Here is a 19,974-nt window from a genome sequence, read left to right as displayed (position 1 = left end):
CCTACCCGGCCGGAGCCTGCACCGCCCCGAACTCCGCAGCGCGCCGCAACCGGAATCCGAGGGACTCGTACAGCCTGATGGCGGTCACGTTCTGCCGACCCGTATGCAGGAAGGCGCGGTCGCCGCGGGCTTGGATGTTCGCCACGACCGCCAGCACCAACCGTCCACCAAGGCCCTGACCGCGGAATCGCTCATCGGTGCAAACGGCCGAAACCTCAGTCCAGCCAGGCGGTTTCATCCGCTCACCGGCCATTGCAACCAGCTCACCGTCGCGGCGGATACCGAGGTAGGTGCCCAACTCGATGGTGCGGGGCAGGAACGGTCCCGGTTTGGTCCGCTCGACCAGGGCGAGCATCTCGGGCACATCCGCACTCGTGAGAACGACCGCTTCTTCGTCGGGTCGGCCCACCACCTGCGCCCCGGACAACTGGACACCTTCGACGGGAGGGTGCAGCCGCCATTGCCTTGGCGCACCCCACTCGACACCGGCGGACACTCCGACCCGACCATCGACCAGTTCGCGCAGATCCGCCCAATTCTCTTGTGTAGCAGGCAATGGCACCGCAGCGAACGGGCTGACGTCACTGGGGTAACGCACCGCCGTACCCGAGCGTTCAGCCACGTGCGCCTGCGGCCCGTTCAACGCGAAGTACGCCGGGTTGTCCAGCACCGCATCGGTCACCGGCACCGCGGTGGTGGGGTGTTCGGTCACCGTCATCAGGAACCTTTCGTCACAACCGTTTTCAAGGACTGGCGATCCAGGGAGAACACCGGGAGTGGTTCGCGGCCCTCGATCAGGTCAACCGCTAGCGCCCCCAACACGGACCCGAACTTGAAGCCGTGCCCGGAGAACCCGGCCAGCACCGTGACCGGTCCACGACGGTCAGCGATGAAGTCGTGGTCGGGGGTGAGGGTGTAGAGACAGGTCTGCGCGCTGGCCCGGTCGGCATCGACACCCGGAAGCCATTGCCGTGCATACGCCTTCACCTTCTGCAGCGCGATCTCGTCGATGCTCCTGTCCCGCTCCTCGGGCACCTCGACCCGGTGGCCGACCGCGTGGAACCCCACCTTCACCCCGTCCACGCTACCCAGGCCGTAGGTGCCACCCCCGGCCGGGAGGCCCGCCCCGCCGTGATGGATGAAGCTCGGCCAGGACAACGGGTCCTGCGCGGCGAAGTGCACCGGCTGCTCCTGGGTCACCCGCAGCGGCGGGAGGTGGACGAGCCCGTCGAGCAAGCTCCCCGCCGCCCAGGCGCCGGGCGCGACCACAACCTGATCCACGACGTACGCCGAGTCATCGGTTTTCAGGTCGACTCGCCCGTCCGCGCGCACCAGCAGGCGCCGTACGGGCGTCCGGAACCGCAACCGCGCACCTCGTCCGGTGGCGGCCGTCTGCAGGGCCGCCACGGCACGGTCGGCATGTAGGCGACCCGCATCGGGATGGTGCAGCGCCGTGGTGTCGACCCGCAACCCCGGCCATCGATCGGCTACGTCCTGACCCGACCAGTACTCCACGCGCTGACCAGCGGCCCGCAGCGCGGCATGGACCGGTTCGAGAGCGTCAGCCGGGCCGTGGTCGATCGCACCGGTCAGATCCAACAGCGGGCTGCCAACCTCTTCCTCGAGCCGGCGCCACTCCAGCAGCGCGCGCACCGCCAGCGCGACGTACGTCGGATGCGGGTACGCCAGCCGGAAGATCCGTGACGATCCGTGCGAACTGCCCTGGTCGTGACCGGCGTCGTACTGCTCGAAGACCTCGACGTCGTACCCGGCGCGGGTCAGGTGCCAGGCGGCGGAAGAGCCCGCCACCCCGGCACCCACGACCCCGATCCGGCCTCGGGTCACGAGTTGTCCAGCGGCAGTCCGGGCGGGTTGACCTGGGAGGTCTTGACCGCCTCGTTGGACAGGTTCCACACCTTGAGCCAGGTCGCGTAGGTGCCGTCCTCGATCAGGTGGTTGATCGCGGCGGCCAACGGCTTGGCCAGGCCGGAGTCCTTCTTGGTGGTCGCGGCGATCAGCCCCTGCAGGGTCGAGCCGGCACCGGAGAACGTCCCGGCGATGCGGACTGCGTTCGGCGACTTCTCGGTCTGACGGACCTGGTAGGCCGCGCCCGGGTTCGGGCCGAAGTAGGCATCGATCTTGCCGGCCGCCAACGCCACGAAGGTGTCGTTGTTGCTCGGGAAGTACTTCACCTGCAGATCCTTGCCCTCGCCTTGCAGCTTCTTCTTCCACTCCAACAGGATTCGCTCCTGATTGGTGCCCGAGCCGACCGCGATCGTCTTCCCGGCCAGGCTCTGGTAGTCGGTGAAGTTCCACGAGTCGGACTTCGGCACCACGAAGGCGAGGTTGTCCTGCCGGTAGCTGGCGAAGTCGTATTTGCGCTTGCGCTCCTCGGTGTCGGTGATGTTCGAGACGCCGACGTCGGTCTTGCCGCTGTCGATCCCGACGAAGAGGTTCTCCCAGGTGGAGTTCTTGATGTCCGGCTCCAACCCGAAGACGGCCGCGATCAATCGGCCCAGATCAGGTTCGGAACCGGTGAGGGTCTGCTGGTCGTCGCCGACGAAGGCCAGCGGCGGGAAGCCGGCGGGCAGTGCGCCAAGGCCGATGACCAGCGTGCCACTGTCCAGAACCTCCTTGGGCAACGTGCTTCGGATCGAATCGACCTGCGCAACAGTCACTTTCGCAGGCACAGCCGCGCCGTTGGAGTGCTCACCCAACGTGAGCTCGGTCTTGCCGTCCTTGCTGGTGGACTCTGCCGCGTCGGAGGAGGAGCAGGCGGTGGCGAAGCTGGCGAGGCCGAGGGCGGCGGCGCCACCGACGACTCCGCGGAGCAGCGTGCGGCGGTCGGGCTGGGGAAGGTGGGTCATGACGGTTCCTTTCGAGGGGGTGCTAGCTGGTCGGATTTGGACAGCAGTGGCGGGTTTGCGCGCGGCAGACCAGCACCTGGCGTCCAGAGCCGGGGGAAGGTGGGGGTGGTGAGGGGATCGTGCGCGGTCTACAGCACCGCGGACAGGAAGGCTCGGGTGCGCTCGTGCGACGGCTTGTCGAGTACGTCGCTCGGCGGCCCTTGCTCCAACAGCACCCCGTGGTCGAGAAAGACGATGCGATCGGCGACCTCACGGGCGAATCCGATTTCGTGCGTGACGATCACCAGGGTGCGACCGCTACGAGCGAGGTCGCGGATGACCGCGAGCACCTCACCGACCAGCTCCGGATCCAGGGCCGAGGTGGGTCGTCGAAGAGGATCACCCCGGGATCCAGAGCCAACGCGCGCGCGATCGCGACCCGTTGCTGCTGCCCACCGGACAGTTGCCGCGGGTAGGCATCGACCTTCTCGGCGAGGCCGACCTGGGCGAGCAGTTCTTCAGCCCGCCGCCGCGCGGTCGCCGCATCGGTCTGACCTGTCGCGACCGGAGCGGCCGCGACGTTCTCCAGCACCGTCAGATGCGGGAAGAGGTTGAAGGACTGGAAGACGAAGCCGATCCGGGCCCGTTGTTGCAAGATGTCGCGCTCGCTGAGTTCCTTCAGATCAGAACCGTGTTCGCGGACACCGATCAGTTCATCACCCACCTGCACGTAACCCAGGTCCGGCTTCTCCAGGTGGTTGATCGTGCGCAACAGCGTCGACTTCCCGGACCCGGAAGGGCCGATGATGACGACGACCTCACCCGGCCGGACGGTCAGGTGGACGTTGTCGAGAACCACGTTGTCGGCGTACTTCTTGGTCACGCCTTCGACCTGGATCCCGGCGGAGGCGACGGTTGCCGTGCTCATGCCGCCACCGCCTTGCGACCGAGGAACGCCCGCAGCCGTTGTAGCGGTGTCGGCGGCAGGGTCCGGACGGCTCCGCGGGCGTAGTGCCGCTCGACGTAGAACTGCACCACCGACAGCACACTGGTGAGGATGACGTACCAGACGGTCGCGACCAGCAACAGCGGGATGATGTCGCCCGGGTAGGTGCTCCCCAGCGTCTGAACTTGCCCGAAGAGGTCGAGCAGCGAGACGTAGAAGACCAGCGAACTGGCCTTGATCAAGCCGATCAGTTGGTTGACGAAGTTCGGCACGATCGAGCGAAGCGCCTGTGGCAGAACGATTTTGCGGAACTGGTAGCTCTTCGGCAGACCCAGCGCCGCTGCCGCTTCGTGCTGCCCCTGGTCGACCGACAGGATGCCGGCACGCACGACCTCCGAGCCGTAGGCGGCCTCGGCCAGGGACAGACCGATGATCGCGAGCGCCAGGTCGGTGGCCAGCCGGGACTCATCGAAGCGGAAGAACTCCGGCCCGAACGGAACGCCCAGACTGATCGTCTTGTAGAGCGCGCCGAAGTTGACCAGGAAGAGCAGGATCACGATCAGCGGGATCGACCGGAACAACCAGGTGTAGGTCCAACTCACCGCGCGCAGTAGCGGGTTGCTGGACAACCTGGCCACTGCGAGGACCAGCGCACCGAGAAAGCCAAGCACCGCTGCAGCGAAGGTCACTTTGATGGTGATCCAAAGCCCCTGCAGCACAACGGGCCTGGTGAACCAGTAGCCGAAGCGGTCCCACTGGAAGAACGGGTTGGTGATCAGGGCGTTGAGCGCCATGGCGACGAGGACTGCCACGACGGCCGCGGCCACCCAGCGCAACGGATGGCGTTGCGGGATGACACGGCGCGGGGCATCAGCGGTCGGCGGCGCGTCATCGGCGACCTGCGCGACCGCCGTTTTGGCGTAGCCGGGAGGTGAGGACATGGACGACTCCAACGGGTTCACCGAAGGCCACGGCCTCAGCCGACGACCTTCGTGACGCGGGCCGGGGCCAGCGTCAATGCGCTTGCCCGCGCGGGGTTCGCTAACGGGCCGGGCTTTCACCTGGAGCACCCCACCGCGGAACGAGGGTTGCTGGTCGACCAGCCAGGGCTTGTCGTCGACGCTCAATGCCTATCGGGAGAGTAGACATTGATTCCGTGGCCCGTCAACTCCGCAGGTCAGCCGTGCGCGATGATCGATCCGTGAGCGATTACGAAACCCTGGACTACAGCGTCGTGGACGGGATCTGCACGCTGACCCTCAACCGGCCCGAGCAGTTGAACTCCTTCACCGTCACGATGGCGAACGAGCTGGTCGACGCCTTCACCCGCGCCAGCACCGACGATGAGACCCGCGTCGTGGTGGTCACCGGCGCCGGCCGGGCGTTCTGCGCCGGCATGGACCTGACCAAGGAGGGCAACGTCTTCGGCCTCACCCCGGGGCTTGCGCCGACCGTGCAGGACCTGACCGAGCGCCTGGACGACCCGGTGATCTTCGAAGGTGTCCGCGACACCGGCGGCCGCGTCTCGCTGGCGATCTACGCGTGCACCAAACCCGTGATCGCCGCGATCAACGGCGCCGCCGTCGGCATCGGCGCGACCATGACGCTGCCGATGGACATCCGCCTGGCCTCCACCAAGGCGCGGATCGGATTCGTCTTCGGTCGCCTGGGGATCGTGCCCGAGGCCACCTCGTCGTGGTTCCTGCCGCGCATCGTGGGCATCTCCCGCGCCCTGGAATGGACGTACGCCGCGGACATCCTCTCCCCCGACGAAGCCTTGGCGGGTGGCTTGGTCCGCTCCCTGCACGAACCCGACCAACTGCTGCCCGCGGCGTACGCCCTGGCGCGCACGTTCATCGACGGCCGCTCGCCGGTCGGTATCGCGTTGACCCGGCAGATGATGTACCGCAACAGTGCGCAGCCGCACCCGATCGAAGCGCACCGGATCGACTCCCTGGCGATGTACTACACCAGTTTCGCCGACGGCGAGGAAGGCGTGCGCGCGTTCTTGGAGAAGCGCGACACCGAGTTCACCGGTCGCACGTCCAGCGACATGCCGCCGTTCTACCCCTGGCAGGAGTAGGGCCTCACCTGCGCCGCGCGCGGAAGAAATCGGTGAGAATCTGCGCGCACTCGGCCTGCCGGATCCCACCGACTGCGTCCACCCGGTGCGGTGACGGGTTCTGCGCGATGACGTCCCAGGCGCTGCCACACGCGCCGGCCTTGGGATCCCACGCACCGAAGACGATGTGCGAGATCCGCGACTGCATGATCGCCCCGGCGCACATCAGGCATGGTTCGAGCGTGACCGCGATCGTGCAGTCATCGAGCCGGTAATGCCCCAGTGTCGCAGCCGCTGCCCGGATCGCAACGATCTCGGCATGCGCCAGCGGATCCGCGTCTGCCACACGGCGATTCGGGCCCACTCCGATGACGCCACCGCCGGCGTCGACGATGACCGCGCCCACCGGGACGTCATCGGTGGTGAGCGCGACGCGAGCCTGGTCCAATGCGAGACCCAGCCAATCGGCGTACGGCGACACGTCCACAAGTCCTCGGGTCGCGCCTCTACCCTCCCCTCGCACTGACGACGCGCGGCGTCCGCTCCGCTCGGCTTCCTCGGCTCGGTCGGCGCTCACAAGTAGAGTCTCAGGCATGCGCGTCCTCGTCGCCAATCACCCGCTGATCGCCCACAAACTGACCTACTTGCGCGACAAGGAGACCGACAGCCCGACGTTCCGTCGGCTGGCCGACGAACTGGTCACGCTGCTGGCCTACGAAGCCACCCGCGAGGTGCGCGTCGAACCCAAGGACATCGTGACTCCGGTCGCCCCGACCACCGGGATCAAGCTGAGCAACCCCAAGCCGCTGGTCGTGCCGGTGTTGCGCGCCGGCCTGGGCATGCTCGATGGCATGGTGCGACTGCTGCCGTCGGCCGAGGTCGGCTTCCTGGGGATGCAGCGCGACGAGGAGACGTTGCAGGCGATCACCTACGCCAACCGGCTGCCCGATGTGCTGACCGGGCGGCAGTGTTACGTGCTCGACCCGATGCTGGCGACCGGCGGCACGCTGGCGATGGCGATCCGATACCTGGCCGAGCGCGGCGCGGACGACATCACTGCCGTGACGTTGCTGTCCGCGCCAGAAGGGATCGATGCCGTCGCGGAGGAGTTGGCCGACCTGACGATCCCGATCACGTTGGTGACCGGGGCGGTGGATGAGCGCCTCAACGAGCACGGCTACATCGTGCCGGGGCTGGGTGACGCGGGCGACCGGCTTTACGGCGTGGTCGACTGATCGAGCGCCTGCTCCACGTCCTGAGTGATGCGGCGGCGGCGGAGCGCGTCGTTCCAGCGCCGCTTCTCGACCTCGCTGACCGGCTCGAAGGGCGGTACGGCGATCGGTCGCCTGTCCGCGTCCAGCGCCACCATCGTGAAGTAGCAGGTGTTCGTGTGCCGGATGCTCTGTGTCGCAACGTTTTCCGTGGTCACCCGGATGCCGACCTCCATTGAGGTGCGACCGACGTAGTTGATCCCGGCGTCGAAGGTGACGAGTTCACCCACGTGGATCGGTTCGCGGAAGACCACCCGATCGACCGACAACGTGACCACGTACTGCCGCGCGTATTTGCTCGCGCACGCATAGGCGACCTCGTCGAGCATCTTGAGGATGTGGCCGCCGTGCACGTTGCCGCTGAAGTTGGCGTACTGCGGAGTCATCAGCACCGTCATCGACAACGCATGTCGCGGCGCTTCGGGCTGGCTCACTTCGGGCATAGCGGTCAGTCTGGCAGGCTGAGCGCGGCTTGCGTGGCTGACTCGTCGCTGCGCTGGCGAAGGTTTCGCACCGACGGCACCAGCAGCGTGCTCAGCGCCACTGCGGCATAGACGATTCCGGCGACGACCAGGACGGTTTCGGTCGGCGCGACCGTCGCCAACCAGCCGAAGAGCAACATGCCGACCGGCATCGCAACGAACGAGCCGAGCATGTCGTAGCTGACGACCCGGGAGAGTACGTCGCCCGGCACGTTCTGCATCATCGCCACGTTCCAGCCGGTGCCGAAGGTCTCGATCCCCGCTCCGCCGATGAAGGCGACCGCCATCAACGGGATCGTCATCGGGTCCAGCCCGAGCATCAGGATGACAACGCTGAAGAGACTGATGCCGAGCATGCCGCTGAGCAGCGGCCGGTTCAGCCGAATCCTCAACAGCACCAACGACATCAGCAACATGCCGACAGCTTCGGCACTCAGGACCAGACCCCAGCCTTTGATCCCCAGCGAGTCGTGGTTCTTGGCGATGACCGGGCCCAGCACCCCGATGGCACCGGACTGGATGGCGTTGAGGACGGAGAACGCCAGCACGATCACCCACAGCCAGGTGCGAGAGCGGAACTCACCCCACCCGGTGCGCAGGTCGGCGATGAAGCTGGTGGCGCCCTTGGCCGGTGGCGGCAGGCTCACCGGGAGCAACAGCAGGCTGCTGGCCACGAAGGTCAGCGCGTCGATCACGAACGCCCACTGCGGACCGCCCGCCACGACCAGAGCACTGCCGAGCGCTGGGCCGAGGAAGTTGGACCCGTTGCGCACGAAGGACATCAGCGCGTTGGCTTCCTGCAGCTCTCCTGCGGGCACCAGTTGCGGGACGATCCCCTGCAGTGCAGGCATCGAGAAGGCGCTGATGCCGCCGGCAAGTCCGCCCAGCAGCATGAACCAGCCGATGGTCGCGTGCCCGGTGAACATCAGTGCCGCCAGGGCACCCAGCACGATGGCCATCGCGATCCGGCAGGTCTGCAGCACCAGACGCCGCGGCAGCCGGTCGGAGACGACTCCCCCGAACAGAACGAAGATGATGTTGGCGGTCATCTCCACCGCCAGCACCTTCGCCAGTGCACCCGCCGAGTTGTCGATCGACAGCACCGCGAACGCCAGCGCGATCGGCGTCATCATGCTGCCGAGGGTGTTGGTCACCCCCGAGGCGAAGAACCAGCGGAACTGCCGATGTCGCAGTACGCCGAGTTTTGCGCTGCCCCTCACGACGTCATCTCGAAGAGGATCGCCATGAAGTTGACGCGCTTGGTGCCCTCGCTGCGCGGCGGCTTGGCCTGCTGGTGCACCAACAGCGAGGCCTGCTGCACCAGTTCGCGGGCGCGCTCCCAGTCACCGGGGTCGAGCCATACCTCGGCGTCCGCGTCGAAGATGGCCGCGGAGCGCTCCAGCAACCGCCGCCGCAACTCGGCCTGGTGTGCCGCGAGCCAGAGTTCGAAGTCTGCCTCGGTCGGCTCGTGGCGGCGACGGTCCGCCGGCATCTCACCGGCGATATAGCGGTACTTCTTGGCCACCCCACCGCGGACCTTCTGTGTGCCGGCCTCGATCAGATAACCCGCTTTGACGAGGGCTCTCAGGTGGTAGCTGGCGTTGGCCTGGGTGATCTCGAGTTCTCGGGCGACCTCGCTGGCACTGAGTTCGGCCCCGGTGAGCAACGACAGCATCCGCAATCGCAGCGGATGAGCCATCGCGCGCAATGACGATCGCTGCCGCTCGTCGCCAGCATCTCCCAAAGACATGTTTGAGAGTCTGCCCCCAGCCAGGCGGAACTGTCAAACACTTCTTTGGGACCAAGCTCAGACGAAGTTGTCGCCCCAGTCCACGTCGCGAGCCGCGCGATACCGAGGTCCCTGCTTCTTCGACACGATCTCGCGACCGGCAGAGCCGTCCGGCCGGCACAACGTCAACTCCACCAAGCCCTTGCGTTTCACCGGATGCCGCAGCACGCGAGCCGACGGCTCCGGCACCGCGACATCGCGCGCAACGGCCAGCAGGTAGCTGAACTTCTCGTCCTCGTAGGACAACTCGCCGCCCTTGACCTGCCGGTGTAGCGACGATCGGGGCACCCGCACCGCGAAGTGACACCAGTCGGGTGCGACCAGTGGGCAGCCCAGAGCATGCGGACACGGCGCCGCGATCTGCCACCCGGCTTGCAGCACCTGCGAGCGCGCCCGCAGGATCCGTTGATAGCCACCGGGCGTCCCAGGCTCGATCAGCAGCACGGCCCATCGGGCGTGAGACAACGCCACCGAAACCAACGAATCCTGTTGCACATCAGTCAATTCCGATAGCACGTAGGAGGCCGTCACCAGGTCCGCGCTCACCGCGAGCGACTCCCCCAAGCGCCACGGCACCGCCGCGACCGCCGGGCCGCCGGCTGCCAAGTCCAACGCCAACGAGCGAGCGGCGGGCACCTGCTCAGCGATCGTCGTACGCGCACCAGGCCAGAGCGAGTCCACCGCCCAGGCCGCGGCGCCGGTCCCGCCACCGAGATCGAGGACGGACGAGACGACCACCTCGGTAGGCAGGGAAGACAACGCAGCGTGGCACGCGGCGTACGTCGCGGGCATCCGGTACGCCGCGTAGGCCACGACGTCGATCGCGGACGCCATCAGCGGCGCGGACGCGGGTGACTCCTGTCGGTAGCGGTCGCTCAACCGGCGCACGGCGGCGGTCAACTGCGCCACCGGAACCCCGCGGGTTGCCGCCTCCAGGGCATCACTCAACGATGATTCCGACACTCCGAAGCCCTTTCACAGCAGTCACAGGCGTCACTTCTGGCACACTGAGCGGTGGCGCAACCGCGCTTATTCTTGCTGCACCCGTCAACCCGGAGATCACTATGGCCGTCGCGAACGCCAAGAAGTTGCTGGTGCTGCTGGTGGTTGCCTTCGTGATCTACGCGATCGTGCAGAGTCCGCAGCAGGCCGCCGACGTCGTCCACACGGTGCGGAACATGATCGTGGCAGGGTTCCACGGCATCGTGGACTTCTTCAACAAAGTCCTGCACGGCTGAGCGGTCCGGGCCATGTCGCTCGTCGACCCGCGGGCCCAGCGCCAGCTGAAAGACGTCCTGCTACCCACCGAGCACGTGGTTGTCGCCACCCACGAACACTGGAGCCGCTGGATCAGCATGGTCGGCGGCATCCTGACCGCGATCGTGCTCACGTTCCTGATCGACAGCCTCGCGCCGGCCAATTGGGGCGGTCTGGTCAACGTCTGCTGGATCCTGCTCTACACCGTCATCTTCTACGCGATGTGGCAGGTCCTTGCTCGACGCTTCGACTGGTTCGTGGCGACCGACAAACGGTTGATCCTGCGCCAGGGTGTGTTGTTCCGGCGCACGATGATGATGCCGATGGGCAAGGTCACCGACATGTCGTTCGTCCGCTCACCGCTGGGCCGCACCCTGGGCTACGGCACCTTCATCATGGAGAGCGCCGGCCAGGACCAGGCCCTGCACCGCATCGAGTGGGTGCCGCAACCGCAGGCGGTCTATCAGACGTTGTGCAACCAGATCTTCACCTCCCACGACCCTGATGACGACCCGCGGCCGCAGTTCCTCGCCGACGATCCCGACATCACCAGCCCCGGGATCCGGCCGCCGGAACTCGTCCCGGTGACGGTTCGGGTGCGTGGCGACCGGGCGACGGACAGTCGGCCGCAGGCGCGCGTCCCTGCCGATCGTTACGACTCGACCCAGGTGCCCGTACGCCGATCGCCGGACTACCGACCCCGCCCCGCCACCGAGCCGAAGGGCTCACTGCGACAGCGAATCCTGCGCGGTCCGCAGCCGTTGGAGACACACGAGTTCAGCCCCGAGGTACAGGCGTGGAACGTCAGCCGCGAGGATGCCCCGCCGCGGCAGGCGGTGCGAAATCCTTGGTGGGACCCGAGCGAGCCCGACGAGCGTGATTGACTAGCGCCGAATCGTTCACCAGCAGGAGGCACGACCCGCATGGCAGTCCGGCCCATCACGATTATCGGGCACAAGGCGTTGCACCAACCGACCAAGAAGGTCCGCGAAGTCACTCCGGAGATTCGCACCTTGGTCGCCGACATGTTCGACACCATGGACGCCGCCAACGGAGTCGGGCTCGCCGCCAACCAGGTCGGCGTGCGCTGGCGGATCTTCGTCTTCGACTGTGAGGACGGTGACGACGTGCAGCATCGCGGCGTCGTGATCAACCCCGTGCTGGAGAAGGGCGCTGTGCCGCCCGGCGATCCCGACCCGCGCGAAGGTCTCGAAGGATGCCTGTCGGTGCCCGGTGAGCACTACCCCACAGCTCGCTCGGACTGGGCGCGGGTGACCGGCACCGACCTCGATGGGAATCCCGTCGTGCTCGAGTCGACCGGTGGCACGCTGGCGAGGGCGTTGCAGCACGAAACCGACCACCTCGACGGCCACCTCTACGTCGAACGTCTCTCGCCCCGCTACCGCGACGAAGCGCGACGGGACATCAAACGGCGTGCGTGGGCCGAGCGCGGTCTGTCCAAATGGGACCCGGCGGCCGGCGAAGCCGAGGACGTCTGAGCCGTGCGCGCCGAACCCGTCGGGCCACCGCAGGCGTTCCACGCCGAGGGTCCGGTGTGGTGGCCGGAGTGGGATTCGGGCTTCGGGCGGGATGGGTTTTCTGCCCTCAAGTACGTCGACCTGCTGGCCGGCGACGTCCTCACCCTTTCGCCGTCCGGGTCGGTGTCCCGTGTCCACGTGGGTCGCGTAGCCGCAGCACTGCGACCGCGATCGCTGGGTGGGGCGGTCGTGGCGACGGAACGCGGATTCAGTCTGGGGCGGTCCTCGGCACTGGTGGATCTCGCACCGATGCCTGATCTGTGGGCCGACCCCGGCCTGCGCTTCAACGACGGCGGCTGCGACCCGGACGGCAACTTCTACTGCGGCACGATGGCCTACTCGCAGGCTCCCGGAGCAGGCACGCTGTGGCGATTGGGTACCGATGGGGCCGCGCGCGCCGTACTCGAAGGGGTCACGATCTCCAACGGGTTGTGCTGGTCCCCGGAGGGCGAATTCGCTTACTACAACGACACTCCCACCGGTCAGGTCGACGTGTTCGACTGGTCCTCGGCTGGTGGGCTCACCCGACGTCGGCGGTTCGTGTCGGTCGGTGGCTTCCCGGACGGCTTGTGCGTCGATGAGCAAGGCGGCGTGTGGGTCGCGCTCTACGGCGGCTCGGCAGTGCACCGTTATACAGCCGCTGGTGTGCTGGACGAGGTCGTCGAACTTCCGGTCACCAATGTCACGGCGTGCACGTTCGGCGGCGTCGACCTGCGCACGTTGTTCATCACCACGACCCGCGAGAACGTGCCCGATGGTGAGCAGCCCCTGGCCGGAGCGGTTTTCACCTACCGGCCCGGCGTCGGCGGCATCGCGACGCGCCCCTACGCCGCCTGACTCGTGCCGCTGCTTCCCGCCAAGGTTTGGAGGCTGGTGGCTAACCTGCCGCAGCAACGTTGACCATCAGCCGCCAAACCCTCCTTCCACGACGCTCACCGACGCGGCCGCCGCTGCATCTGCCACCACTGCTGCATGTCGAATTGAGGCGGTGGACCGTCGTACCCGTGGTCGGCGAGCGCCTGCCATACGCGCCACACCAGCTGCCGTGGTTGCGCATGGTCGGCAGCGGTGAGCGCCACCCGGAAGAGACCAGCCCGCGCGAACTTCTCCGATCGCAGGATGTCCGCGTGGCGCTGCTTGGCGTCCCGCTCGTGATACCACCCGTCGTACTCTGCGGTGACGCCGAACTTCTGCCATAGGAAGTCTGGCCGCCCGATGAAGCAGCCGTCGCTGTCGTACACCGGGAGGTTCAGCACCGGCTCGGGCAATCCCCCAAGAGCGAATATGACGCGGGTCGAACTCTCCCGCGGGGACTCGACACCACGTCGCATCCAGCGTGACCAGGTGCGCAGCCGCTGCACGCCGTATGCCGAGTTCAGCCCCTGCAGGTCGGCGAGCGTGATCTTCTTCGTGGCCAACAACGCATCACCAGCACGGATGAGGGTCAGCGGGCTGACTATCAGCGCGGCATCGAGCAAGCAGCGCAACGGCAGGAGCACTGGCAGATCATCGATGTCGCAGACCGCCTCCATCTGGCGGCGATGCAGCACCGCTCCCTTCATCTCCACACGCACCGGTTGCGTGGTGGTCCAGTGCCGCAGATTGTCGTCGATCGGTGCACCATGAAGTTTCAGCCCCGTCTGGTAACTGACAGCTGCATCACGGGGAAGCGCGAGCCGATCCGCGGCGAGCCAGAAGGTCAAATCGCGCGGACCGCGGTCTCGCACGGCCCACACTCCGCGGCCGTTGTGCAGCGATTCGAATCGAGCACCACGCAACATGGTGCGCGACACGCCGACCTGCGCCGCTTCGGCGGTCGAGAACGGCCGACCCCGAAGCACTGCGGGGATGGGAGTTGCTACCGGCATGAAGTGGATGTTGACCTACCTGCATCCCACCCCGCAGAACTGCTTGTGGATAACGCGCTGGCCGCAGATAGGGTTTGAAGGCTGATGGCCAACCTGCCGAAGCAACGTTGACCATCAGTCGCCAAACCTCGCCCCGCCAGCCGCCAGATCGTCCGCCCCGGCCCCACGACAGCCTCGATTTAGCGACTGGCGCTCCGACCGGCTAGAGTAGGGCGTCGCATGACAAGCACCCGTAGCTCAACGGATAGAGCATCTGACTACGGATCAGAAGGTTTGGGGTTCGAATCCCTACGGGTGCACGTACTGAGTTGAGACAGTGCACGAAGGTCCCGGGCGGATGCGTCCGGGACCTTTCTCATGCCGTCGCTACGCACTCAGCTTGCCTCTCAACAGACTGTCCCCGGAGTGCGCCGGGTTGTTGTCGTACTGCTCCTGGGAAATGTCCACGATCAGATAGCCACTCTTCACCAGACTCGCGCTCATCGGGAAGGTCTCGACGCCCTCACCCCGCAACACACCCACCGGGACCATGCGTTTGCCGTCGGTGTTGAGCAGCCACACCTGCAGATATCCACTGCCGGCGTCCAACGGCTTGGTCGTGTCGATGCGCAGGGCCATCCCGGAGCGGGAGTCGATGAGTTGGGCCGAGCCACCCTGCTGCCCGGTGTCCAAGGCGTCCAAGGCGACTTGGCTGACCGTCGTCGACCCCGGGGTGTCTCCCCAGAACAACCGTCCCGCGCCCAACCCGATCACGACGCCCACCGCGGCAACCGCAGCCGCCACGGCCAGTCTGCGCGGCCACGACCGACGCTTGCCTGAAGCAGTCTGCGCCCGGATCGCCGGCAACACCGACGCCGGCGGCGCGATCCACTCCACCTCAGCTGGCGTCCGCCGCGCCAGGTCGACCGTCGCCTGCAACTCCGCAACGGTCGCTCGGCACTGTTCGCACGCCGCGACGTGTTCCGGCAGCCCGTCGATGGACTCGCCGAGCGCGAAGGCGGCTAACGCTTCGTCGCCAGGGTGAGCCATCGCTACTCTCCTTCAGCCGCCTGCGTAGTTCGAGCAATCCGCGTCGGACGTGACTCTTGACCGTACCCAGCGGGATCCCGAGCCGTTCACTGATCTCGGCGTACGGCCGATCCTCGATGATCGCCAACCGCAGGATCACTGCTCGCGGATCTCCCAGACGCTCTACCTCGTGCAGCAGGAACAACCGATCAGCCAGGTCCGCGTCGTCGACCTGCGGGTCGGATGCATCGACAACCGCCGCGTCCAGATCGCGCCGGGCACGGTGTCGCTGGTGGCGCAGATCGGCGATCCGATGTTTGGTGATCGCCACCAGCCAGGCGGCCGGTGAGCCGCGTCCGGGGACCAGCGTGTGCCGGCTGCGCCACGCCGACAAGAACACCTGCTGGGTTACGTCCTCGGCGTCCTGGGCATCCTCGAGTGCCCGGCGAGCAATGGTGTGCACCAGCGCTCCCCACCGGTTGAACATCTCGGCCAGCGCGTCCGGATCCCCGGCCACCAACCGTGCGGACAGGTCGGCGTCCGCGAGCGAGTCCCCCTCTGCCGACACGCCGTTCAGCCAACCACATCGACGGGCGGGGTGGGGCAGAGGAAGGTACGCCGAGGGGCTGGCGAGCGCTCTCGACGCACCTTCCTCAGAGGTGTCGCTCAGAGGTCTGCCGGACGCAACACCGCGGTGATGCCATGGGCGATCTGCTTGTTGCCGTAGTTGAGATTGAGTTGGAAGAGGTTGACGTACGGGTCAGCCGCGTTCGGGTCGTTGTCTTTCAGCCGGATCAACGGCAAGGGCTTGAGCACATCGACGGTGAACGTCTTACCGGCCAGCGCCGTGGGCAGGACCGCGTTGTCCGAGCGCAGCGCCGTCAACGCATCGATCGTCTTCCCCGGCACGACGTGGTACTCCAGGATCTGCTCGATCGTGTCGATTCCGAGGCTGCCCACGACGTTGAAGACCTGCTGCTCGGAACGCACCCATTTGCCGGTCAGATCATGGACCAGGTTCCGGAAGGCGAAGTCCTCCGGGAGGAACGCCGTCAGCGGCACATTCCCTTGCGCCAGCAGGGCAACGGGACTGCTCGGTTTGGCCTTGACCACGGCAAGGACCGCAGCCGTCACGATGTCGTAGTCGAACGGGTTGTTGTCGAAACCGACGCCGCCCGCGGTCAGATAGGCCGCAAGGCTGCGGCTGCCGGCGGGTGCGGCGGCCTTGCTCTGTGCCGAAGCCGGAGCCGAATCGGCCGAAGCCGGAGCGACCGCGAGGGCCGGGACCGCAAGGGTGATAGCAACGGCAACAGGTACGAGATGACGCTTTTGCATGAGTGGACCTCTCGGAATAGTCGGCGAGTGCCAAACGGCACCCACCCACTTCTCCGGTGCAGAGGTCCCGCAGGATGCACCAGGCGTCAACCGATCAGGTCGCTCCGACCGGGTCCCGCGGCGGACTTGGATCCGGCGTGCGCTGCGCAGCACGCCGCTGGTTGAGGAAGTGCAGGAAGATGATGATGCTCAAGAAGGCCGCGAAGGTGCACCAGATCGAGGCGTAATCGTTGACGTTCATCCATGCGGCGATGGCCATCGCGATGAAATTACCGACACCCACGACGATCACGTAGCGATAGCTGCTCATCGCCGGTGCGATACACGTGGCGAAAACGTAGGGATAGGCGAGTGTCCCGGGACTGAATCCCGGCAGCACATAATCGAGGTTGCCGCCGTTCACCGACACTTGGATGGCTGGCTGCACGACTTGATACATCATGTAGGCGAAAAGGATCGTGCCCACCCACGAGGGGAACAACAGCAGTTTTCGCCGCTTCGGGTTCGGTTCCATGAACCACACCGACCAGGGCACGATCAGCGGGAAGAGCGCCCAGGCGATCAGTACCCACAGGTGCACGTCATAGCCGGTCAGGCACTGCACCTGACCGTGGCGCGCCTGGTTGTCCAACTTCAACCACGTGACGCCTTCCATGAACTGGTGCGCGCCGAAGATCAGCGGCAGGCACGCGAAGGGAATCTGCTTCTTGTCCCGGACCAGGGCCAATGTGCCGACCCCGGCTGTCAGCACAATTCCTGCACCAACAAAACTTGCCGTTGCGTTGAAGCACATAGATTTCCTAATCTCGCTGTGACCGCCTATTGCCCGATAAGAGTACGGACCGCGTACAACTCCGGAAAGAACGTCAGGTCTAGGGCGCGTCGCAGGAAGTCGACGCCAGAGCTACCGCCTGTGCCGGTCTTGAATCCAATGGTGCGTTGCACGGTGCGCAAATGCCGGAACCGCCAGAACTGGAACGCGTCCTCCAGATCGACCAGGTCCTCACAGGTGGCGTACTCCGCCCAGAACGTGGCGGTGTCCTGGTAGATCCGTTCGAAGACCGGCAGCAACGCGTCGTCCTGGACCCATGCCCGCGTCACGTCCCGGGTCAGGACCGATGCGGGTACGTCGTGCCCTCCTCGTGCGAGGAAGGCCAGGAACGCGTCGTACACCGTGGGCCCCTCGAGCAACTCGGTCAGTTCCGCGTGCGCTGCCGGTTGACTGGCGAACACCCGCAGCATGCCGGCGTTCTTGTTCCCCAGAATGAATTCGACCGCCCGGTATTGGTAGGACTGGAACCCGGAGGACGCACCGAGCGCACCACGGAACTCGGCGTACTCGCTGGGCGTGAGCGTCGCCAACACCGACCATTGCTCGGCCAGCGTGCGGAAGATGTGCTTCACGCGCGCCAGGGCTTTCCGAGCCCGGCTGACGTCATCCGCATCCAAGTACGTTCGCACCGCGCGCAATTCGTGCAGGACGAGCTTGAACCACAGTTCCGTCGTCTGGTGTTGCACGATGAACAACAACTCGTCCGGGTGCTCGGGGCGACTGACCGGATGCTGCGCGGACAGCAGACGGTCAAGGGCCAGGTAACTGCCGTAGGACATCTGAGAGCTGAAATCGGTGCGGATGCCCGGCTCGATCGGCCGCACCCCATCGTTCGTCGTCATCGTCGTCCTCTCCGTCGGCTCGATGGTCCCACGATGCCGGATTCACCGTGCTCGAAGGCCACACGGCTGGTGATCGTCGTAATAGCGTCGGAAGGTCCGTCTCAATCGACCCCGGAAAGTGGTGCGCCACCCATGCCCCGATCCACCTCAGCCGCGACAGCGCTTATCGTCGCTGCGACCCTGCCGTTGCTCAGTCTCACCGGCACCGCCGAAGCCCGCACGACCCCGCGGGTCCCGGACGGCGTCGCGAAGAGTCTGAGTCAGTTCACCGACCGATTCCTGACCCCACAGACTCACTTCACCATGCAGGCCGATGGTTCGAGCGGGAAAACAGTTGGTGGAGAAGGGATTCCGAATATCGACTCGGTGAAGTCGACGATCCGGACCTACTACAACGCGGACTCGACGGGCATCGCGAACAAGACCAGCTCGCCGTACATCAATCAGATGTCCTCGCTCCTGGGCAAGACCGCCAAACAACTGAAGGCGATGTACGCCAAGAGCGCGAAGTCGGGCAAGAAACCCGCGATCGTGCTGGACGCAGACGACACCACGTTGTGGACCTATGACATGGAAGACAACGCCATGCACTTCAACTTCGACCCCGCCCTGCAGGACGTGTGGGTGCAGGGCGAGAAGTTCCCGGCAACCCCGGGCATGGTGGCCTTCGTCAAGGCCGCGCAGAACGCCGGCTTCGCGATCTTCGGCCTGACCGGCCGCGGCGACAGTCAGAAGGCTGCGACCCTCGGCAACCTGTCCAAGGTCGGTTACACCGCGTTCAACTCAACCAACTTCTACACCAAATGGGCTGGGGCACAGCCGGATTACATCACCTGTGCCGCGGCTAAGTGCACCACCGTCGAGTACAAGTCGGGCACCCGTAAGCACATCGAGTCCCTCGGCTACGACATTGCGCTGAACGTCGGCGACCAGTTCTCCGACCTGCAGGGCGGGTACGCCGATCGGACGCTGAAATTGCCGAACCCCACCTACTATCTGCCCTCCCCTGACCTGCCGGGGCTGAGCGAGCCGTCTCTCTCGCCGCGCACCCACTTCACCATGAAGGCGGATGGCTCGAGTGGCAAAACCGTTGGTGGAGAAGGCATCCCGAACATCGACTCGGTGAAGTCGACGATCCGGACCTACTACAACGCGGACTCCACGGGCATCGCGAACAAGACCAGCTCGCCGTACATCACGCAGATGAACCGGCTGACCGCCACGATCAGCCCGGTCCTGAACGCCGCGTGCTCCCTGAGCTCGCGGTTCGGGGTCAAGCCGGCCATCGTCCTGGATGCTGACGACACCACGCTGTGGACGTATGACATGGAAGACAACGCCATGCACTTCAACTTCGACCCCGCCCTGCAGGACGTGTGGGTGCAAGGCCAGAAGTTCCCGGCGACGCCCGCGATGACCACCCTGGTCAACGCGGCCAGCAAGGCCGGCTGCACGCTGATCGGATTGACCGGCCGCGGCGCCGCGCAGAAGGACGCCACGCTCGGCAACCTTGCCAAGGTCGGCTACACCGGCTTCACCGCCGCGAACTACTACACCAAGTGGGCTACGGGTGAGCAGCCGAGCTACATCACCTGCGCAGCCGCCAAGTGCACGACGATCGAGTACAAGTCGCAGACCCGCGCCTACGTGCAGTCGCAGGGATACACGATCCTGGCGAACTTCGGCGACCAGTTCAGCGACCTGATCGGCGGAAGCGCTCTGGTCCCGGTGAAGCTGCCGAACCCGACGTATTACCTGCCCTGAGGACGGCCCCCACCCACGGGTTTGGTCACCGATTGCTGCTTTCAGCCCGCTGACTGCGCAATCGGTGACCCGACCCGCGACCCAGCCCCTGCTTGACGCGACTCCCAACCGATGATTTAGGTTAGCCTTGCCTG

22 protein-coding genes, 1 tRNA gene, 1 pseudogene and 1 riboswitch are annotated in these 19,974 nt (G+C 66.1%); of the genes and pseudogenes, 8 read left to right on the top strand and 16 right to left on the bottom strand.

The features are described from left to right. Position 1: 1 nt before the first annotated feature. From DR843_RS17805 to DR843_RS17785, 5 genes and pseudogenes are all read right to left on the bottom strand, one after another. A complete protein-coding gene (locus tag DR843_RS17805; RefSeq protein WP_109687999.1) occupies positions 2–718 on the bottom strand; it encodes a GNAT family N-acetyltransferase in 717 nt (238 codons plus the stop codon). Further along, the gene (locus tag DR843_RS17800; protein WP_109687997.1) at positions 718–1,845 is read right to left on the bottom strand and encodes an FAD-dependent oxidoreductase; all 1,128 of its coding nucleotides are present in this window, start codon (positions 1,843–1,845) and stop codon (positions 718–720) included. Before DR843_RS17800 ends, DR843_RS17805 begins: the two co-directional genes overlap by 1 nt. Beyond that, positions 1,842–2,867 carry an ABC transporter substrate-binding protein gene (locus DR843_RS17795; protein WP_109687995.1) on the bottom strand — a complete coding sequence of 342 codons (1,026 nt, stop codon included), beginning with the start codon at positions 2,865–2,867 and terminating at the stop codon, positions 1,842–1,844. The genes DR843_RS17800 and DR843_RS17795 overlap by 4 nt, the downstream gene beginning before the upstream one ends. A gap of 128 nt (positions 2,868–2,995) precedes the next feature. Next, a pseudogene (locus DR843_RS17790) lies at positions 2,996–3,774 on the bottom strand (amino acid ABC transporter ATP-binding protein). Further along, positions 3,771–4,733 carry an amino acid ABC transporter permease gene (locus DR843_RS17785; protein ID WP_109689160.1) on the bottom strand — a complete coding sequence of 321 codons (963 nt, stop codon included), beginning with the start codon at positions 4,731–4,733 and terminating at the stop codon, positions 3,771–3,773. Before DR843_RS17785 ends, DR843_RS17790 begins: the two are co-directional and overlap by 4 nt. A gap of 73 nt (positions 4,734–4,806) precedes the next feature. Continuing rightward, positions 4,807–4,923: riboswitch (SAM riboswitch) on the bottom strand. A 70-nt stretch (positions 4,924–4,993) separates the two neighbouring features. On the opposite strand from DR843_RS17785, the gene DR843_RS17780 reads away from it, so the two are divergent. Then, positions 4,994–5,875 (top strand): crotonase/enoyl-CoA hydratase family protein, encoded by an 882-nt coding sequence (locus DR843_RS17780; protein WP_245934183.1) that lies wholly within the window; start codon positions 4,994–4,996, stop codon positions 5,873–5,875. A 4-nt stretch (positions 5,876–5,879) separates the two neighbouring features. On the opposite strand, the gene tadA is transcribed toward DR843_RS17780, so the two are convergent. Next, positions 5,880–6,335 carry a tRNA adenosine(34) deaminase TadA gene (gene tadA, locus DR843_RS17775; RefSeq protein ID WP_245934182.1) on the bottom strand — a complete coding sequence of 152 codons (456 nt, stop codon included), beginning with the start codon at positions 6,333–6,335 and terminating at the stop codon, positions 5,880–5,882. 112 nt (positions 6,336–6,447) lie between these two features. On the opposite strand from tadA, the gene upp reads away from it, so the two are divergent. Continuing rightward, positions 6,448–7,089 (top strand): uracil phosphoribosyltransferase, encoded by a 642-nt coding sequence (gene upp, locus DR843_RS17770; protein ID WP_109687989.1) that lies wholly within the window; start codon positions 6,448–6,450, stop codon positions 7,087–7,089. On the opposite strand, the gene DR843_RS17765 is transcribed toward upp, so the two are convergent. The 4 genes from DR843_RS17765 to DR843_RS17750 are packed head-to-tail and all read right to left on the bottom strand — an operon-like array spanning position 7,071 to position 10,344. After that, positions 7,071–7,568, bottom strand: a complete 498-nt coding sequence (locus tag DR843_RS17765) for an acyl-CoA thioesterase (protein WP_109687987.1) — start codon at positions 7,566–7,568, stop codon at positions 7,071–7,073. The genes upp and DR843_RS17765 overlap by 19 nt on opposite strands. 5 nt (positions 7,569–7,573) lie before the next feature. Next, positions 7,574–8,827: an MFS transporter gene (locus DR843_RS17760; RefSeq protein ID WP_109687985.1), complete on the bottom strand. Its 1,254-nt coding sequence runs from the start codon at positions 8,825–8,827 to the stop codon at positions 7,574–7,576. Beyond that, a complete protein-coding gene (locus DR843_RS17755) occupies positions 8,824–9,357 on the bottom strand; it encodes an ArsR/SmtB family transcription factor (protein WP_109687983.1) in 534 nt (177 codons plus the stop codon). The genes DR843_RS17760 and DR843_RS17755 overlap by 4 nt, the downstream gene beginning before the upstream one ends. 57 nt (positions 9,358–9,414) lie before the next feature. Continuing rightward, the gene (locus DR843_RS17750) at positions 9,415–10,344 is read right to left on the bottom strand and encodes a small ribosomal subunit Rsm22 family protein (RefSeq protein ID WP_245934181.1); all 930 of its coding nucleotides are present in this window, start codon (positions 10,342–10,344) and stop codon (positions 9,415–9,417) included. Between the two features lie 116 nt (positions 10,345–10,460). On the opposite strand from DR843_RS17750, the gene DR843_RS20175 reads away from it, so the two are divergent. From DR843_RS20175 to DR843_RS17735, 4 genes are read left to right on the top strand one after another with little or no spacing between them, the layout of a single operon-like run. Next, positions 10,461–10,634: a hypothetical protein gene (locus DR843_RS20175; protein ID WP_170119919.1), complete on the top strand. Its 174-nt coding sequence runs from the start codon at positions 10,461–10,463 to the stop codon at positions 10,632–10,634. A 12-nt stretch (positions 10,635–10,646) separates the two neighbouring features. Next, positions 10,647–11,537, top strand: a complete 891-nt coding sequence (locus DR843_RS17745; RefSeq protein WP_109687981.1) for a PH domain-containing protein — start codon at positions 10,647–10,649, stop codon at positions 11,535–11,537. 39 nt (positions 11,538–11,576) lie between these two features. Further along, positions 11,577–12,152 (top strand): peptide deformylase, encoded by a 576-nt coding sequence (gene def, locus DR843_RS17740; protein ID WP_109687979.1) that lies wholly within the window; start codon positions 11,577–11,579, stop codon positions 12,150–12,152. A 3-nt stretch (positions 12,153–12,155) separates the two neighbouring features. After that, positions 12,156–13,028, top strand: coding sequence for an SMP-30/gluconolactonase/LRE family protein (locus DR843_RS17735; RefSeq protein WP_109687977.1), 873 nt, complete (start codon positions 12,156–12,158; stop codon positions 13,026–13,028). A gap of 95 nt (positions 13,029–13,123) precedes the next feature. Here DR843_RS17735 and DR843_RS17730 read toward each other — a convergent pair whose 3' ends face one another. Continuing rightward, the gene (locus DR843_RS17730) at positions 13,124–14,059 is read right to left on the bottom strand and encodes a hypothetical protein (RefSeq protein ID WP_146202623.1); all 936 of its coding nucleotides are present in this window, start codon (positions 14,057–14,059) and stop codon (positions 13,124–13,126) included. A 226-nt stretch (positions 14,060–14,285) separates the two neighbouring features. Between DR843_RS17730 and DR843_RS17725 the strand changes: the two genes are divergently transcribed. Next, positions 14,286–14,358, top strand: a tRNA-Arg gene (locus DR843_RS17725). A gap of 67 nt (positions 14,359–14,425) precedes the next feature. Here DR843_RS17725 and DR843_RS17720 read toward each other — a convergent pair. From DR843_RS17720 to DR843_RS17700, 5 genes are all read right to left on the bottom strand, one after another. After that, entirely contained in the window at positions 14,426–14,977 is a 552-nt protein-coding gene (locus DR843_RS17720; RefSeq protein ID WP_170119918.1) for an anti-sigma factor, read from the bottom strand. Next, entirely contained in the window at positions 14,937–15,635 is a 699-nt protein-coding gene (locus tag DR843_RS17715) for an RNA polymerase sigma factor (protein WP_245934180.1), read from the bottom strand. The genes DR843_RS17720 and DR843_RS17715 overlap by 41 nt, the downstream gene beginning before the upstream one ends. Before the next feature lie 98 nt (positions 15,636–15,733). After that, positions 15,734–16,402, bottom strand: coding sequence for a fasciclin domain-containing protein (locus DR843_RS17710; RefSeq protein ID WP_109687971.1), 669 nt, complete (start codon positions 16,400–16,402; stop codon positions 15,734–15,736). A 94-nt stretch (positions 16,403–16,496) separates the two neighbouring features. Beyond that, positions 16,497–17,195, bottom strand: coding sequence for a DUF6629 family protein (locus DR843_RS17705; protein WP_109687969.1), 699 nt, complete (start codon positions 17,193–17,195; stop codon positions 16,497–16,499). Positions 17,196–17,221: 26 nt separating this feature from the next. Further along, positions 17,222–18,076, bottom strand: coding sequence for a tryptophan 2,3-dioxygenase (locus tag DR843_RS17700; protein WP_109687967.1), 855 nt, complete (start codon positions 18,074–18,076; stop codon positions 17,222–17,224). A 132-nt stretch (positions 18,077–18,208) separates the two neighbouring features. Here DR843_RS17700 and DR843_RS17695 point away from each other — a divergent pair, with 132 nt between their 5' ends. Continuing rightward, entirely contained in the window at positions 18,209–19,840 is a 1,632-nt protein-coding gene (locus DR843_RS17695; protein ID WP_109687965.1) for an HAD family acid phosphatase, read from the top strand. Positions 19,841–19,974: the final 134 nt, after the last annotated feature.

The organism is Branchiibius hedensis (assembly GCF_900108585.1).
Classification (GTDB): Bacteria; Actinomycetota; Actinomycetes; order Actinomycetales; family Dermatophilaceae; genus Branchiibius; species Branchiibius hedensis.
Note: the sequence above shows the minus strand (reverse complement) of the source record. Positions and strands in the feature narration are given on the sequence as shown.

Coding starts and splice junctions, on each gene's coding strand:
- def (WP_109687979.1), top strand. CDS start 11,577: ATGGCAGTCCGGCCCATCACGATTATCGGGCACAAGGCGTTGCACCAA.
- DR843_RS17705 (WP_109687969.1), bottom strand. CDS start 17,195: ATGTGCTTCAACGCAACGGCAAGTTTTGTTGGTGCAGGAATTGTGCTG.
- DR843_RS17745 (WP_109687981.1), top strand. CDS start 10,647: ATGTCGCTCGTCGACCCGCGGGCCCAGCGCCAGCTGAAAGACGTCCTG.
- DR843_RS17785 (WP_109689160.1), bottom strand. CDS start 4,733: ATGTCCTCACCTCCCGGCTACGCCAAAACGGCGGTCGCGCAGGTCGCC.
- DR843_RS17730 (WP_146202623.1), bottom strand. CDS start 14,059: ATGCCGGTAGCAACTCCCATCCCCGCAGTGCTTCGGGGTCGGCCGTTC.
- DR843_RS17700 (WP_109687967.1), bottom strand. CDS start 18,076: ATGACGACGAACGATGGGGTGCGGCCGATCGAGCCGGGCATCCGCACC.
- DR843_RS20175 (WP_170119919.1), top strand. CDS start 10,461: ATGGCCGTCGCGAACGCCAAGAAGTTGCTGGTGCTGCTGGTGGTTGCC.
- DR843_RS17805 (WP_109687999.1), bottom strand. CDS start 718: ATGACGGTGACCGAACACCCCACCACCGCGGTGCCGGTGACCGATGCG.
- DR843_RS17795 (WP_109687995.1), bottom strand. CDS start 2,867: ATGACCCACCTTCCCCAGCCCGACCGCCGCACGCTGCTCCGCGGAGTC.
- DR843_RS17710 (WP_109687971.1), bottom strand. CDS start 16,402: ATGCAAAAGCGTCATCTCGTACCTGTTGCCGTTGCTATCACCCTTGCG.
- DR843_RS17695 (WP_109687965.1), top strand. CDS start 18,209: ATGCCCCGATCCACCTCAGCCGCGACAGCGCTTATCGTCGCTGCGACC.
- upp (WP_109687989.1), top strand. CDS start 6,448: ATGCGCGTCCTCGTCGCCAATCACCCGCTGATCGCCCACAAACTGACC.
- DR843_RS17765 (WP_109687987.1), bottom strand. CDS start 7,568: ATGCCCGAAGTGAGCCAGCCCGAAGCGCCGCGACATGCGTTGTCGATG.
- DR843_RS17755 (WP_109687983.1), bottom strand. CDS start 9,357: ATGTCTTTGGGAGATGCTGGCGACGAGCGGCAGCGATCGTCATTGCGC.